Source organism: Clostridium swellfunianum (genome assembly GCF_023656515.1).
In the GTDB taxonomy this organism is placed as follows: domain Bacteria; phylum Bacillota; class Clostridia; order Clostridiales; family Clostridiaceae; genus Clostridium_AT; species Clostridium_AT swellfunianum.
The window spans coordinates 494158-509802 of the sequence record NZ_JAMOFV010000006.1; the positions used below are offsets into that span (position 1 = coordinate 494158).

Annotated in this window: 12 protein-coding genes, 1 pseudogene and 1 riboswitch; of the genes and pseudogenes, 7 read left to right on the plus strand and 6 right to left on the minus strand. The window is 35.0% G+C overall.

The genetic code is table 11. From position 1 onward, the window contains the following. Window positions 1-10 precede the first annotated feature (10 nt). The gene (locus tag NBE98_RS02445) at window positions 11-1297 is read right to left on the minus strand and encodes a hypothetical protein (RefSeq protein WP_250812228.1); all 1287 of its coding nucleotides are present in this window, start codon (window positions 1295-1297) and stop codon (window positions 11-13) included. 158 nt (window positions 1298-1455) lie between these two features. Further along, entirely contained in the window at window positions 1456-2043 is a 588-nt protein-coding gene (locus NBE98_RS02450) for a TetR/AcrR family transcriptional regulator (protein WP_250812230.1), read from the minus strand. A gap of 342 nt (window positions 2044-2385) precedes the next feature. Here NBE98_RS02450 and NBE98_RS02455 point away from each other — a divergent pair, with 342 nt between their 5' ends. Further along, window positions 2386-4080 (plus strand): methyl-accepting chemotaxis protein, encoded by a 1695-nt coding sequence (locus NBE98_RS02455; RefSeq protein ID WP_250812232.1) that lies wholly within the window; start codon window positions 2386-2388, stop codon window positions 4078-4080. A gap of 156 nt (window positions 4081-4236) precedes the next feature. After that, a riboswitch (cyclic di-GMP riboswitch) is annotated at window positions 4237-4323 on the plus strand. 137 nt (window positions 4324-4460) lie between these two features. Then, window positions 4461-5186, plus strand: coding sequence for an EAL domain-containing protein (locus NBE98_RS02460; RefSeq protein WP_250812233.1), 726 nt, complete (start codon window positions 4461-4463; stop codon window positions 5184-5186). 127 nt (window positions 5187-5313) lie between these two features. Here the strand turns inward: NBE98_RS02460 and NBE98_RS02465 are convergent, their stop codons facing one another. Then, window positions 5314-5985 carry a helix-turn-helix domain-containing protein gene (locus NBE98_RS02465; protein WP_250812234.1) on the minus strand — a complete coding sequence of 224 codons (672 nt, stop codon included), beginning with the start codon at window positions 5983-5985 and terminating at the stop codon, window positions 5314-5316. Between the two features lie 66 nt (window positions 5986-6051). Then, entirely contained in the window at window positions 6052-7152 is a 1101-nt protein-coding gene (locus NBE98_RS02470; RefSeq protein WP_250812235.1) for a serine hydrolase domain-containing protein, read from the minus strand. Window positions 7153-7578: 426 nt separating this feature from the next. On the opposite strand from NBE98_RS02470, the gene NBE98_RS02475 reads away from it, so the two are divergent. Further along, a complete protein-coding gene (locus tag NBE98_RS02475) occupies window positions 7579-8664 on the plus strand; it encodes a threonine aldolase family protein (RefSeq protein ID WP_250812236.1) in 1086 nt (361 codons plus the stop codon). Window positions 8665-8778: 114 nt separating this feature from the next. Here NBE98_RS02475 and NBE98_RS02480 read toward each other — a convergent pair whose 3' ends face one another. Then, window positions 8779-9129: a YciI family protein gene (locus NBE98_RS02480; RefSeq protein WP_250812237.1), complete on the minus strand. Its 351-nt coding sequence runs from the start codon at window positions 9127-9129 to the stop codon at window positions 8779-8781. Window positions 9130-9358: 229 nt separating this feature from the next. Between NBE98_RS02480 and NBE98_RS02485 the strand changes: the two genes are divergently transcribed. Then, window positions 9359-9847, plus strand: a complete 489-nt coding sequence (locus NBE98_RS02485; protein ID WP_250812238.1) for an HhH-GDP family DNA glycosylase — start codon at window positions 9359-9361, stop codon at window positions 9845-9847. 40 nt (window positions 9848-9887) lie between these two features. Here NBE98_RS02485 and dcm read toward each other — a convergent pair whose 3' ends face one another. Continuing rightward, complete coding sequence (dcm, locus tag NBE98_RS02490; RefSeq protein WP_250812239.1) at window positions 9888-11171, minus strand: DNA (cytosine-5-)-methyltransferase; 1284 nt, start codon at window positions 11169-11171, stop codon at window positions 9888-9890. A 115-nt stretch (window positions 11172-11286) separates the two neighbouring features. On the opposite strand from dcm, the gene NBE98_RS02495 reads away from it, so the two are divergent. From NBE98_RS02495 to NBE98_RS02505, 3 genes and pseudogenes are all read left to right on the plus strand, one after another. Beyond that, window positions 11287-12657, plus strand: a complete 1371-nt coding sequence (locus NBE98_RS02495; protein ID WP_250812240.1) for a Sau3AI family type II restriction endonuclease — start codon at window positions 11287-11289, stop codon at window positions 12655-12657. Between the two features lie 77 nt (window positions 12658-12734). Next, window positions 12735-13451 carry a hypothetical protein gene (locus NBE98_RS02500; RefSeq protein ID WP_250812241.1) on the plus strand — a complete coding sequence of 239 codons (717 nt, stop codon included), beginning with the start codon at window positions 12735-12737 and terminating at the stop codon, window positions 13449-13451. Window positions 13452-13763: 312 nt separating this feature from the next. Continuing rightward, window positions 13764-15455: pseudogene (locus NBE98_RS02505) on the plus strand (DUF3427 domain-containing protein); the annotation flags it as partial. Window positions 15456-15645 lie beyond the last annotated feature (190 nt).

Sequence of the window (15645 nt, forward strand, 5' to 3'; positions counted from 1 at the left end):
CTCTTTCCTATTAATAATTGGCTTCTATATTAACCTTAAGACCCTTCCCAACTAAAAAATCAACAAACTTTTTAGGTACAGTATTTTCTCCTATGATACTGGAGAAGGAAATGCTGATTGTATCTTTAAAGCTTATTACTGCACAGTTAAAGGCATTTTGCTTCGGAGCACCAATAAGAAAATCAAACCTTTCTACCATATCAGCCATAGCTTTTGGCAGTTCAATGTTTCCAACATTAGACAGGGTAGAAGTTGTAATACGCTCACCAAACAATGAAAATCCAGTCTTTAAGACTATGTTTTTTAACATAAGGGGAGCTATTCTCATGGCTATATTTTTTTCTGTTTGTACGTTGCCGCTGAATTTACCTCTTAAAGTATCTATATCCACACCATCTCGAATTTGTTTGCTAACAACTTCACATATATCCTTTAGCTTTATCCTTTCCGCACTTCCTTCAGGAGTAAATTCCACATTTATATATGAAGAAAAGTTGCGCAGGGTTTTGGAGGGAAATCTCTTTCTAAGATTAATTGGTACTGATATTTTAATAGGCTTCTTTTCAGTTGAGTTATAAACCTTAGCATCCAATATGGCATATATAAAAAGAGCCGTTAAAAACTCAGTAATTGTAGCATCAAATTCCTTGGAAAGCCTATGTAAGTCCTTCACATCAACTAAAACATGAAGAGCTTTTAAGGTATTTTCCTTTATTCTGGTGCCAGGAATCTTAAAGGCTGAGTTTTCCTTCAAGCTCATTTCATTGTTAGCCAGCGCATAGTATTGAAAGGAATCAGCTGTTTCTTCAGGCGTTGGCAAGTCCTTATGATATAAAATGCCATAGTTCTCTAGCTCAAAAGCATTATCAATAGGCTCTCTTCCATTTAACAAAGTAAAATAGTTAAAAAGCAGCGTTCTTAAAAAAATGGTTGCTCCAAATCCATCAGTAATAGAATGGAATATTTCTAGAGATATTCTATGCTTGTAGTGTAGAACTCTAAATAAATAGCCACCATCCTTTTTCTCTGAAAAGGGTGAGGTGGGATAGGTATCTTCAAGCCTTACTTTAGGTTCAGATTCATTTGGCTCAAAGTAATACCAGAACAAACCCTTCACAATATTAACAGAAAAGGTTGGAAACCTCTTGTAAGTCATTGTAAGTGCTGCTTGAAGAACCTCTGGATTTACTTCCTCTTTTAAAACTGCATCAATTCGAAACATTGGTGCCCAATTTTTTTCTCTGATAGCAGGATATATTTTTGCGGCATTATCTAATTTGTACCATTTTCCTTCCATAACGCTTACTCCCTTTATATAGAATCCCCTAAGGATTTTAAGTTTAGTTTCATAGTTAAAACCCTATATAGGGTTTTAAATTCAACTATTAACTTATACATGTCCTAAAAAGGCTTAAAGCTGCCTGTTTTATGACATGTATAGGTTTAGTTTCATAGTTAAAACCCTATAATTGCATTTACAAAAATATCTGACAGTGTTTTTATATATTCTTTTAACATATTTTCATCTCTAAGGTCTATATTTGAAAAGTCTTTAAAAATACATGGAAAGATTCCCATGAAGAGGCTTGAGGCTGTTAATTGAATGACAGCAATTTTATTTTTCTCTTTATCAGAAGCAGGCTGCTTATTTACTTTTCTGCAAAGCTCCTCACATAAAGCATTTAATTTATTAATAAAGACACCATTATAATTATTATTAAAGAATGGCTCATATAGTACTGCCTTTACAATATTGGGATATCTAATAGTTCCTTGAAGAATATATAGAAGCAATTCTTCTACTATTTTTCTTAAGTCCATGTCCTTGTTAATAATTTCGGTAAAGTCCATCATGAAATCTTTTTGTATATAATCAAAAGCTTCTTCAATAAGCTTTTCTTTTGAACCAAAATGGTAATTGATAGCTGCACTGTTTACGTTGGCTTCTTTTCCAATACTTCTTATTGTTACAGCATTAATTCCTTCTTTTTCAATACACCCAATAGTGGCTAGTATTATCTTTTGTTTTGTAGAAAGCTCCATGCTTACACCTCAATTTCATCAAAAAAATAATAATCACATGATTTAATCAAGTGATTAAATCATGTGATTATTATAGCTTGTAAATTATTTATAGTCAATAATAGCTGGGAATATTCATTTTAAGAAGCTTAAAATATTAATTTAATTTCTTTATTGATGGAGCTAAGACTTTGAGCGTTAAGGATAATACCTTATATAGAAATGGCAACTAACAACATAAAATGTAATTATCATACAGTATTCTGAAGATTTTGTGAAGAATGTCTTTTTTTGTGGAAAATGTAACAATGTAATAGTAATATTGGTAAAGTGAGGTGTTTAAGAATATGGGAGATGAGAAAAATGAATATTCGTTTTAAAACAAGAGGAAAGTTACTTTCATTGATTATTTCTACAATTTTAATTTTTAGCATAGTTGTTAGCGTGATTATTTATGTTCAGTTTAACAGCTTCATAACTAACAGTACTCTTAGGACAAGTTCAAACCTAAGCATGGAATTAATCAATCAGGAATATAAAGGCGACTGGAGCATAGTGAATGACAAACTATATAAGGGAAGCAAATTAATCAACGATGATACTGAGATGCTTGACAGCATTAAAAAGAGAGCTAATGTTGAGTGCACAATATTCCTAAAAGACACAAGAATTGCTACAACTATACCTGATAACAATGGCAGGGCAACAGGAACAAAAGCAGAAGAAAAGGTTATAGATACCGTTATAGCTAAAGGAACTGAGTATGTAGGTACTTCAACTGTTTTAAATGAACCATATAAAGCAATATACCTTCCTATAAAAGATAAAAATGGTTCAAATATAGGTATGTTCTTTATTGGAATGGATAAGAAAGTTATAGGCAGTCAAGTAAATGAAATACTAATAAAAATTTCTAGATTTACGCTTATACTAATCCTAGCATCAATAGTAGGAATGATGTTCTTTGCTACTAAATTTATAGTAAAACCTCTCAACAATACAAAGAAGTATCTGGGATTGCTATCAAACGGCGATTTATCCTTTGATATATCTAATGAATACTTAAAGAGGGATGATGAATTTGGTGAAATTACAAATGCCATAAAGTCTACGCAGGATTCAATTAAAGAGATGATTAAATCCATAAAGCAAAGCTCTGAAAATATTGATACTCAATCAGAAACCTTAACTGCAGTATCTGAAGAAATGGCAGCAGCCTCAAGCAATGTAACATCAGCAATACAAGATGTAGCAAAGGGTGCAGAGAATCAAACAGAGCGTTTGATGAAGGTTTCAGATATAACAAATAAATTTGGTTCACAGTTAGAAAACATAATACAAGCCATCGAAGAAGTTGATAAGAATGCAAATGAAATTGATAATATAGCAAACGACAGCAATAGCAAGATAGATAATCTGGCACAATCAATTAATGCAGTTAAAAGCGCATTCAATGATTTCTCAGATAAAATATCAAACTTAGGAACAAAAATTAACAAAATAAATGATATTTCCAACCTGATAAACGGAATAGCAAGTCAAACGAACCTTCTAGCACTTAATGCGGCTATTGAAGCAGCCAGAGCAGGTGAAGCAGGAAGGGGCTTTGCAGTTGTTGCTGACGAAATAAGAAAGCTTGCTGAAGAAAGTAAAAGTTCATCCGAGACTATTAATTCTCTAATAAGTGATATATCAAAAAACAGCAACAGTATGGTTAGCACCTCAAAGGAAATGAGCGATGAATTATCAAGCGAAATGGAGATAGTGAATGCAGCTATAAAATCCTTTGACAGTATTGTTAATGCCATAAGAGCTATAATTCCTAAAATACAGGAAGTAAATAACTCTTCAACTTCACTGCATAAAGATAAAGATATAGTAATGGAAAAGATAGAAGAAGTTGCATCAGTTGCCGTTCAGATGTCCGCATCCTCAGAGGAGATATCAGCATCCACAGAAGAAGTAAGTGCATCAACGGAAGAAGTGGCGGGAGCTGCACAAAACTTATGCAATATGACTAGAGAAATGCTGGAGAATGTAAATAAGTTTAAGTTGTAGGGGAAAAGGCGTCCTTAGGGGCGCCTTTTAATTTTATAAAAATCTAGCGAGATTACATATTATAACATGATTTTACATAATACGCGTTAAATACATATTAAATGCTTATTTAAACAAATATTGACAAAAAACTACTATTAATGTAGAATTTATTTTGTATTCTAAGGGCAAAACTACTGAAAGGTAGTGACGCAAAGCTACGAGTCTAAAGCGATGATTCGCCATGATAGTCGGGTTGCCGTTCACATTATAAAATTGTTTGCAAAATAATTGTATTGTGGGTAGGTAGCTATTGTGCTATCTATCCATTTTTTGTTTTTTGATATTAGTTAAAAACATAGGAAACCGTTTTAAAGAAGCTATGATAGGGGGCATGCTTTATGAAATTACAATCAATAAGACAGTCTATAAACTTTTGTGACTTAACCTGTTGGTATCAGCCTATTTACGACGTGAAGAGCGATATACTGCTTGGATATGAAGCTCTTATGCGTGATAAAAAACGTATCACATTAGATCCAATGGAAGTTTTTCAGAATGCACAGCTATTAGGGGAGCACAATATACTGGATAAACATTTAATTATTAAGGCACAGCAGCTTTTTGGGAAGTTAAAGGAGTATTCTTTGTTTATAAATATCCTTCCTTCGACATTGCTGCAAAGAGATTTTATTTCTTGGTGGGATAAGCATTCAGAAAATATCCCTAATATCGTATTAGAGCTGTCAGAAACCGAACGTATTGATGACTGGCAATTGCTTAAATCAACTTTAGAACAATTGAGAGCAAGGAATGTAAAATTTGCTGTAGACGATATGGGAATGGGATATACATCACCTCAGTATTGGATAGAACTAGAACCGGAGTACATCAAGTTAGATAAATACTATCTTCTAAATGCGGTAAACGATAAGAAAAAGCAGCGGATCATTGAGAGCCTTATAAGAATGGTTGGGGACTCTGCGCAAATTATCATTGAAGGTATTGAGGATGCAGAAACCTTAGAATTAGTAAAGGGATTAGGCGCTTGCTATGCTCAAGGATATTTACTTGGTATGCCATCTCCAATCAATAAAATTGACAATAGTTTATCAGTTTTGTTATAAAGGCAGAATCCTTGAGGATGCTATTTTTATAGTAATAAATCAAAGGGACTTTCACAACATGAAGTGAAAGATAAGGAGTGTTAATTTAAATGATTAACGCTCCTTCTTATTAAGGATATATAATTATTTATATATTAAAGGATTTTTTTCTATAGTCTGAAGGCAAGCAGCCCATGCATTTACTAAACATTCTAGAAAAATGATGTGCTTCATTAAAACCTACTCTATTCATTATTTCAGATATTGGAAGCATTGTATCTCTTAGCATTACAGCGGATAGTTTAATCCTTAACTTAATAAGGTAATCTTTAATAGACATTCCTGTTGAGGCACGAAACTTTTCAGACAAGGTTGTTCTGTTTATATGGAAGATTTGTGTTAAATCCTCGATTGTAATTTTGTCCTGATAATTTGAATGCAAATATAGAAGCACTTCATTTAAATCCGCAGAACTATTGGGAAGGTGGAGTTTTTCCTCTGTTTGTAAATTGGTATACACATATTGTATTATAAACAATATTTCCAGGAAGAAAGAGCGGGAACGGCACACCCAGTAAAGACCATCGCAGGGATTTATCTCGTCATATAGCATTTTATAAAGCTGGGACACTCTTTTATACATAGCAAGTCCAATTTCAATATATGCATTTGCTTTTTCAGTCCTAAAGAGGAAGGGCTCCAGATAAAAATAGTCCTGAATATTTGTGAACTTATTAAATTCTGAAATGTCGTATATTTTTTCTAGGGTAAAGGAACTATCAATAACTGTCGGATCAAAATAAATAACGTGAGCATTCACACCGCAATCCTTCTAAGGAAAGACAAAAAAGCTGCTCATATATAAAATATAAACAGCCTTAAAAATTTATTGTTTAAGATAGCCCTTAAATTGTGCTGTCATAGCCTCTAGAGGGATGTTCTGATAGTTGCTTACCACTATTGCTACTATATCTTCATCCACCGCTCTTAGAATATAGCTTCTATAGCCTGAGGCGTTTCCATAATGCTCATAGCTTTTGTTTCCTTTTGAGTCTTTAAGTATATACCAGCCATAACCGTAGCTGTTTTTATTAGGAGTATATATCTTTTCATAGGATTCTTTGCTTATCAATTTCTGCTCTTTTAAAGCACTTTCCCACTTGATGAGGTCTTCCACTGTAGAGCAAAGAGCTACTGAGCCAAGGGAGTAGCCGATATTTGTTAGGTTCCAGGGCGTTTCTACCTTTTCTTTCTTCTCCGAGGAATATCCCGTTGCTAGATTTTCTATCCGTCCAGTATCATCTCTGAAGGAAGTATTATTCATATTAAGAGGCTTAAATATATCTTCAGTGAAATACTCATTGAGGGTTTTACTAGAAAGCTTTTCTATTATATAGCCCAGAAGAATATATCCTGTATTGCTGTATTCAAAGGTTGTTCCTGGCTTAGAAAGAAGCTTAACCTTCTCATCCTTGCCTTCTTTGCCAAAGTTTTTATAGGAGGGCCTGAACTTTCTGATGTCGAACTCCAAAGAGTGCTGAGGCAGGCCTGAAGTATGGGTTAATAATTGATGGATAGTTATTTCGTTTCCATAAGGAAAACTAGGCAGATACTTATCGATAGTATCAGTTACAGCTAAAAGCTTCTTTTCCTCAAGCTGCATTATAGAAGCAGCGGTTATTTGCTTTGTTAAGGAGGCTATATCAAATTTGGTTTGCTTTGTGACTGCAGTACCTTTTTCAAAGTCAGCTTTGCCATAGCCTTTATCCAGAAGTACAGTACCCTTTTTAGATATATACACATACCCGCTAAAGATATCCGTTCCATAAAAATCAGTAAACTCCTTATCAAGCTTTGTCTTAAGCTCTACAAGCTTTGGATCTTCTACAGGAGAGCTTGAGGTTTTGACACCAGATTTTGCACCACAGCCAGCAGCTGTCGTTACTAGTAGCAGCGAGGCCGTTATAATAGATATAATTCTTTTCATAATATTGCCGCCTTTCCAGAATAAATTAACCTTATTTGTATTCAAAAACTTTTATGGGATGCTTTCAGTTCCTATACCTCCTATAAAGAAAGGAAGTGGTATATTTTAGTTAATATTACCACAAATTGTTAGGATACGGTATATATTTTTGGCAGCAGGAATGAGCTTTTTGACAAAATGTTAGGCATTGACAACAGTGATATGTATACCCCTAATGTTACTTTCCTAAAGAGTGGGCAGTCAATTCAACTTTTTACTTTTTTCAGCCTAAACAATGATATGAAGCCTTATATGAATTATGACCAGATGATTTAACTTGTTAAGATAATAGCTGGATGTATGTAAGTGACACTATAGTATATTTTAACAAGTTTTATAGTGCTATAATTAATCTATAGAGAACTTATAAATTCAGGGGGTATAACCATGGAAAAATCCTTTATCGACGTTGTTAAATCAACAAAGTACAAGCTAACTGGCAATGGCCCGAGAAACTTTGGAGCACTTATGGAAGCCTTTGAAAATCTTGATCCTTCCACAGCTTCAGATATGTACGGAGCCGGAGCAGTTATAAATGATTTCGAAGAAGAAATGGCAAAGCTATTAGGAAAGGAAAAAGCAGGTTTTTTCCCAAGCGGAACAATGGCCCAGCAAATTGCTCTTAGAATATGGTCTGATAGATTAAATATAAACCAGGTAGCCTACCATCCTCTATGCCATCTGGAAATCCACGAACAGGACGGCTTAAAGGTGCTTCACAATTTAGGGAGTGTTCTTTTAGGTGAAAGCAACCGCCTTTTCACACTTGAAGAAATTAAAGCAATAAACGAGCCTATTTCAACTCTTTTAATCGAACTTCCTCAGCGCGAAATCGGTGGCCAGCTGCCTTCTTTTGATGAGCTTGTGGAAATAGCTGAGTACTGCAAAGCTAAAGGAATAAAGCTTCACTTAGATGGTGCTCGTCTCTTCGAAGCTCTGCCTTACTACAACAAGACAGCTGCCGAAATCTGCAGCCTCTTTGACAGTGTGTATGTATCCTTCTACAAGGGATTTGGAGGTATTGCAGGAGCTGTACTTGCCGGAAGCTCTGATTTTATAGAGGAGTCCAAGGTGTGGAAAAGAAGACATGGCGGAGACCTCATAAGCCTTTATCCATACATAGTAAGTTCGAAATTCAATATGGATAAGCGTATGGGTAAGATGAAAGAATATTGGGAGCATGCTGTGGAAGCAGCACAACACTTCAATAAGATCAAAGGCATTAAGACAGTTCCAGAGCTTCCTGTATGCAACATGTTCCACCTGCACATAGACCAGCCAAAGGAGACTCTTGAAAAGATACTTATTAACGTGATGGAAAGTACCAATGTAGCCTTAGTTCAAGGCCTAAGAGAACTAAGCCCTTCAAGCTGTAAGACAGAGCTTTCCTTTGGAGATTGCTATGGTCTTATTCCTAGAGAAGCATTAGACAAGGCTTTCGAGGTACTTGAAACTGAAGTTAACAGGCTGTAAAAATAAAGGGGCTAGCTCAAAATGATTACCTAAATCATTCTGAGAGCTAGCCCTTGAATTGTGCAGTCATGGCTTCAAGGCTTAAAGCGGGACGGCTGCAGGATGATTTGGCGGCTAAAATACCTGACGCAATTCAATCTGACCTTCTCCATATCCTTGCGGGTCCGGCATTCTCATGGCCCACTCTATAGCTTCTTCCTTCGAATTTACATCAATCAGAATGAATCCCGCAATTAAATCCTTTGATTCAGTAAATGGACCATATGTAACCACTGGCTCTTCTCCTGGCTTTGGATAGGAAATGCGCATTGCATTTGAACTTGGATGAAGTCCTTTAGCCATAACCCGTACTCCTGCCTTAACTAATTCCTCATTGTACTTTGTCATGGCTTCCATGAGCTCTGGACTTGGGAGATTTCCTGCTTCCGAATTCTTTGAGGCTTTGGCTATTAACATAAATAGCATGAGGGATCCTCCTTAGTTTTGAGTTATTTTTGTATGTATATATCTTAGCATATTTTTTATAGAAAATTCATTGGAGAAAACTCATAACTCTAAATTGAGATGTATAGAGTTTTAAAACTTAGCGGCTGCTTATGCTGAGAAGGAGTTTACGGGCAACAAATAAGTAATGAGATAAAACAAAAACTAAAATAATAGGTTTAGTAGCATCATATTAATAGAGAAATAATCGATGAATTATAGAGATATGGTGATTAATATGGATGACTATACTAAAGTACAACTATTAAGAGATATCATCAACGAAAGGGGGAGCAAAAACCTCAGAATTTATCCTTGGAGAGATACAGCCGATTCCTATATTATTTTAACTACTGAAATTATGCTCCACAGAACTAGAGCGGATAAGGTGGCAGAAGTATTTAGTACTTTTTTCAATGAATACCCTGATGCTTTTTCCTTATCAGAGGCAAAAGAGTCAAACGTTAAAAAAGTAATAAAACCGCTAGGCCTCAGCATTAGGGCTAACAGATTTATTAGTATGGCCAAGTATATATGTTCAAAGTTCGATGGGAAGATTCCTGAAGATAGAAATGAACTGCTAAAGATAAATGGAGTGGGTCAATATATAGCGGGAATGGTGATTATGTGTTCCTTTGAAAAACAGAGCTGGGCTGTAGATACAAATATAGCAAGAGTAATAGAGAAGGATATGGGATAAAACAATAGGCACTAGCTTGAGAAAACTAGTGCCTATTGTCTTATATACCAAGCTTGAGCTGCTCAAAGGTAACTGCTGCTTCCTCGGATTCCATAATATTAATATCTTTCTCACTTTTGAATATTTTATCAAGTTGATGGCCCATCTTTTCAATCAGACCAACAACCAAAGCATTACCCATGCAGAAGTATCTAAAGTTTTCCGGCATGCCTGTATCAGTCCAATTATCAGGAAATCCATTTAATCTTTCACATTCTATAGGGGTTAAAATTCTATAGTTTCCTGTGATGGCATCCTCTATAACGTGAGTACTACGATTCACACTGCCCTCACTTGTAAGCATGGTTCTTCCTGGGGAATCAAGATCATCAGGGAAACTCATTCCACCCTCAGAGTAGAAATATTCATAACCATTCTTGTCAACCCGTTGTATTTTTTTTGATCCCTTTAGATATTTAAATTTTTCTAGTTTATTAGCATCTTTATGAATAAAATATTTTTCGTCTACAACTTCAGTTTGTCTTATCTGCCCTAATGTTATCGGAGTGAACTCCTTTGCTTTTAACTCCATTGTGGTTATTTGGCCATCAAGCATTATACCTGAGTTCTTAAAATCAAACTTGAAACGGTCAGATATATCTACCATATCATTAAAATCCATGAGCTCAGTAGACAAATGATCTTTTAAAAACTTGGATGGAAATTCAGCTTGAAAGAAGCCTTTGCTCAAAACCCAATTATCTAAGCTATCCAGTTTTGATAGCTTAGTATAGTATTTAGTATTCTTATGAAAAGCAAATATAAAAGTTCTTCTTCTCTTCTGAGCAAAACCAAATTCAGCTGCATTAAGCACTCGCCACTCAACTGCATAGCCAAGTTTCCATAGACTATATAGGATTATACCAAAATCTCTACCACGCTGCTTTGCTGGAGACTTAAGGAGTCTATCTACATTCTCAAGAAGTATGAACGGAGGTCTTTTTGCTTTGACTATCCTATTTATTTCCCACCATAATACACCTTTATGCCCTTGAATTCCTAGAGCTTGTGTTCTAGCCACCGAATAATCTTGACATGGGAAGCCTCCAACAAGAAGATTATGGTTGGGTATGGTATTTTCATCTACAGTTCCAATATCCTCGTTTACATGATTGTGGCCCTTGCCAAAATGATATGCATAGCAATCAAAAGCATACTGATTTTTTTTACCAGGCTCCCATTGATTAGCGAAAACAAAATCCCAATTTCTATTATCATTTCTTCCATTTAGACCAACCCTGAATCCACCAACTCCGGCAAATAGCTCGCATACCGTCTTCTTCATTTTACACCTCTGTGAATACTTTCCTCATCCTTAGTTATATACATATTACGATAATTACTATTATAATTATAATATAAATAATTGTAAAGATCAATAGGCAAAATGGGAGGATAAAATGGGAGAAAAGGGAGCTATTTACTCAACTGAAGAGGAATTAATCGAGAAAGCTAAAAAACTCAAGGGCAAGAAATTTAAGGATATCGATAAAACAGGGAGAATTGCAAACCAGAAGGCGAAAGGAAGATTGGGACAGATAATCGAGGAAAGCCATTTTGGATATGAGATAAATTCAAGGGCAGAGGCCGATTTTAAGGAGCTTAATGTAGAACTCAAGGTAACCCCATATAAATTAAATAAGAACGGGACAGTTTCTGCTAAGGAAAGACTTGTATTAAATATAATTGACTATATGACTGAAGTGGACAAAGGGTTCTATACTAGTTCGTTCTGGCTTAAGAATAATAAGTTATTATTGGTTTTTTATAGATATGAAGAAGGATTGGATGTTGGGGACTACAGGGTTACGGATACACTTATATTTGAAGTTCCCGAAGAAGATCTGCCTACGGTTAGACAGGATTGGGAGTTTATAGTGGAAAAGATAAAACAGGGAAAGGCACACGAGTTATCAGAAGGGGATACCTTCTACCTCGGAGCCTGTCCAAAAGGGAAGGATAGTTCGTCTGTAAGACCTCAGCCGTATTCAGATATACCAGCAATGCAGAGAGCCTACGCTTTTAAGCAATCGTATATGACTCATATACTTAGGACACGTGTGCTAGGCCAATCTACAGAGAAACTTATAAAGGATGAAAGAACATCTATTCAAAGATATGTTGATAAAAAGCTTAGCCCTATCATAGGAAGAACACTTAATGAACTCTGCGAAGAATATGGACAAGTAGATAGTGCTAAGAATGTTGTGCAGCTACTTATGTCTAAGGTTTTTGGTATAAAGGGCACAGATTTATCTAAGATTGAAGAGTTCGAAAAGGCTAATATAAAGATAAAGACTATAAGGGTAGAAAATGATAACAAGATAAGAGAAAGTATGTCATTCCCTACATTTAAGTTTAAAGAGATAGTTGAGACACCCTGGGAGGAATCTGACCTTAAGAATATACTTGGTGAACAAAAATATCTATTCTTAGTTTTCAAGAAGGATGAAAATGATGAACTTGTATTCAAGGGTTATAGGTTCTGGAATATGCCATATCAAGATTTACTTGAGGTTAAGAAAGTATATGAGAGAACTGTAGATATACTCAAAGAAGGAGTCAGGATAGAGGAACAGGTTACTAAGAAAGGTATTATTAGAAAAAATAATTTACCATCCATGAAGGACAATCCTGTTTGCCATGTCAGACCTCATGGAGCGAATGCAGCGGATGTTTACGAATTGCCTGATGGTAGGTTGATGACTAAGCAGTGTTTTTGGCTGAATAACGGTTATGTACTGAATCAAATAAAAAACTTAATCGACTGACTATAAATTATTAACAAGACGGGATATAACATATAGATAAACATAAGCATCACATTGTATAAAACAGGGGGATAGGAATGAAATTTATAAGTGCTAAAACAATGTTAGAAGAGGCATATACGAGAGAAAACTTAGAATGTAAAAAGTATAGTAAAGAGGAATTGCATGAAAAAGAGATAGAAACGGAAATTGATAATATTAAACTGCAGATACCAGGTAAAAAAACAGATAAAGGCATATATGATTATAGATTGTTGTTAAGCGTAGATAAATATAATTATTTTCTTACTCATGCCAATATAATTATTGATCTGTATACTAAGATAAAGTACAATCGTACTTATGCTGAAAATTTATTAAACTTTGTCGTTAATATTGCAATTAATGGATTAAGCGATGAGAATAAACCGGAACAGTTTGGACTTGATAAATTAAAAACTAACCAACTTGTAAGAACAGACTACAAAATTATAGGCACAGAGTGTGTTCCGAATTACAATAAGAATTTCAATTTTAAAACTTGTGAGATAAATTTATTAAGAAGCATACTATTTTGGGTTACCCTGCAGGAAGATTTAAACTATCCTATAGAGAAAGGATGCCAAGGGCGAAGGTTAGCTTTTACCAGATTTGTTGAAGCTATCTACTGCGGAGAATATGATTCAGGAGATTCTATGATTAGGAATGTACTTAGTAGCAGTCATAACCATGGACAAAGAGTACCTGAGTTGATGGGGAGTCTGCCTAAAAAGTATGTTGATGCAATAAGAGCAATACAGAACATAAAAGAATAAGTAATTGTTTCATTTGAGAATACACGAGGATTGTTGTAATAATTAATAGGTAGCTTTAACTATAGTTAAAAATTGCTCAAGGGAGGGTCTTTGAGTAATTTTTTGTTTTTAGGTATAATTAAATGTAAGCTGATGCATGTAGTATTTGCTATTTTTATAAGGCATTATTTCCAGTAAAAAAATGCAAGGGAATATTAAAGATGAAAGGGTTTTATTTAACAAATTAAATAGATACCTAGTTGTGAGAACTAGAATTCAAAAGGCCATAATAGCAACCTTTGATTATTATGATTTTGTATTTGATGATAGAGTTCAGCAGAAATTAGATTCCCTGAAGCTATAGACAGAAAGCTTTTAAGCCCATTTCAATATTTTGCTGTTTCTGATCTAGTGGATTTGTCAACGCTTAAATGGACTCGAGGGGGCTATGACAAACAGGAGCTTGAGAAGGTTTATACCAGCAATGATATTAGAGTAAATCAAGTTGTAACAAGCCTCCATAAGTATGTTACGGATATGGAGGAGGTTATTGGACTAGGCTTTTGTGTTAGTGTTGAGCATGCTTACTACATGGCTGACAGGTTTAATAAAAATGGCATAGCATCAATAGCCTTAACAGGTGAGAGCAGCGACGAAGAAAGAAGCACTGCTAAAAAGAGACTTGTAAGCGGAGAGATAAAATTCATATTTACAGTAGACCTTTATAATGAAGGGGTGGATATACCTGAAGTAAATACAGTGCTGTTTTTAAGACCAACAGAAAGCTTAACCATATTCCTTCAGCAGCTTGGTAGAGGACTAAGACTAAGCGAAGGAAAAGAATGCTTAACAGTTTTAGACTTTGTAGGTCAGGCTCATAAAAACTATGACTTTGAGCAGAAGCTTAAAGCCTTAATAGGAAAATCAAAGCACTCAGTAGAATACAGCATTAACCATGGATTTTTAAACCTTCCAAAGGGCTGCTATATACATTTAGAAAAGCAGGCTAAGGAATATATACTTAGAAACATAAAGGATGCAAGGCTTACAAAGGCTAGTCTCATAAGCAAGATTAAATATTTTGAAGCTGACACGGATAAGAAGCTTACCTTGGCTAATTTCATGGAGCATTATGGCTATAGCTTAATTGATGTCTATGGGAAAAATGGAGACAGAAGCTTTAGCAAAATGAAGGTTGAAACTGGGCTTATGGAGAGCTTTAATAATAAAGAAGAGGAAGTAATAACTAAGAGATTTAAGAATTTGTTTCATATTAATTCTAGAGAGCTTATTGGGTTTGCAACAAGGGTGCTGTCTTTAGGCGAGAACATAAAAGCTGAAGTGTTTAGCGAAAAGGAAAAGCTGATGCTTGGAATGATTTATTACAGCTTTTATTTGGAGGCTCCAGAGAAGCTTGGATTTACTACTTTTGAAGAGGGACTAAGTGAGCTTTGTGTAAATAATAAGGAGCTAATGAAAGAGGCTTTGGAGATACTTCAATATAACTATTTGCATATTGATTTTGTTGATAAGCAGGTGGATTTGGGGGTTGAGTGCCCACTAGATTTACACTGCAGTTATAGTGTGGATCAGATTATGGCTGCCTTCGGCTATTTTGAGGAAAGCAAGAAGCCATCCTTTAGAGAGGGAGTTAAGTACTTTAGGGAAAAGAAGCTGGATGCTTTCTTTGTGACTTTAAATAAATCTGAGAAGGATTATTCGCCTTCAACCCTCTATGAGGATTATGCAATAAACGAAAGGTTATTTCACTGGCAGAGTCAGAGCAGGACTAGTGTGGAGAGTGAGACTGGACAGAGGTATATTAATCACTTGAAGACTGACAATAGGATTGTTCTATTTGTTAGGGAGAATAAGAAACAGGATGGTGTGACTTCGCCTTATATTTATTTGGGTGAGGTAGAGTATGTGAGGCATGAGGGTAATATGCCGATTAGTTTTGTTTGGAGGTTTAAGGAGGAGATGCCGGCTGGGATGATGGGGGTGGCGAATAAGAGTATAGTGTAAAGCTATATAAGTGAAACATGATTAGATGTTTCTGCATTGAATTTATGTTTTTACTATTTGTTAATGAGGTAGCGCTATTTAATTTCTGATTTATGCTGCATAACCATCAAATGACTCGATAGTGAAAATTAACTAAGAAATAGCAATAATACTATTAATAAATTTAATAGAATATTGTAGGAAATAGTAA

Excerpts from the sequence above, each read along its gene's own strand:
- NBE98_RS02445 (WP_250812228.1), bottom strand. The coding sequence starts at position 1,297 with ATGGAAGGAAAATGGTACAAATTAGATAATGCCGCAAAAATATATCCT.
- NBE98_RS02450 (WP_250812230.1), bottom strand. The coding sequence starts at position 2,043 with ATGGAGCTTTCTACAAAACAAAAGATAATACTAGCCACTATTGGGTGT.
- NBE98_RS02455 (WP_250812232.1), top strand. The coding sequence starts at position 2,386 with ATGAATATTCGTTTTAAAACAAGAGGAAAGTTACTTTCATTGATTATT.
- NBE98_RS02460 (WP_250812233.1), top strand. The coding sequence starts at position 4,461 with ATGAAATTACAATCAATAAGACAGTCTATAAACTTTTGTGACTTAACC.
- NBE98_RS02470 (WP_250812235.1), bottom strand. The coding sequence starts at position 7,152 with ATGAAAAGAATTATATCTATTATAACGGCCTCGCTGCTACTAGTAACG.
- NBE98_RS02475 (WP_250812236.1), top strand. The coding sequence starts at position 7,579 with ATGGAAAAATCCTTTATCGACGTTGTTAAATCAACAAAGTACAAGCTA.
- NBE98_RS02480 (WP_250812237.1), bottom strand. The coding sequence starts at position 9,129 with ATGCTATTTATGTTAATAGCCAAAGCCTCAAAGAATTCGGAAGCAGGA.
- NBE98_RS02485 (WP_250812238.1), top strand. The coding sequence starts at position 9,359 with ATGAATTATAGAGATATGGTGATTAATATGGATGACTATACTAAAGTA.
- dcm (WP_250812239.1), bottom strand. The coding sequence starts at position 11,171 with ATGAAGAAGACGGTATGCGAGCTATTTGCCGGAGTTGGTGGATTCAGG.
- NBE98_RS02495 (WP_250812240.1), top strand. The coding sequence starts at position 11,287 with ATGGGAGAAAAGGGAGCTATTTACTCAACTGAAGAGGAATTAATCGAG.
- NBE98_RS02500 (WP_250812241.1), top strand. The coding sequence starts at position 12,735 with ATGAAATTTATAAGTGCTAAAACAATGTTAGAAGAGGCATATACGAGA.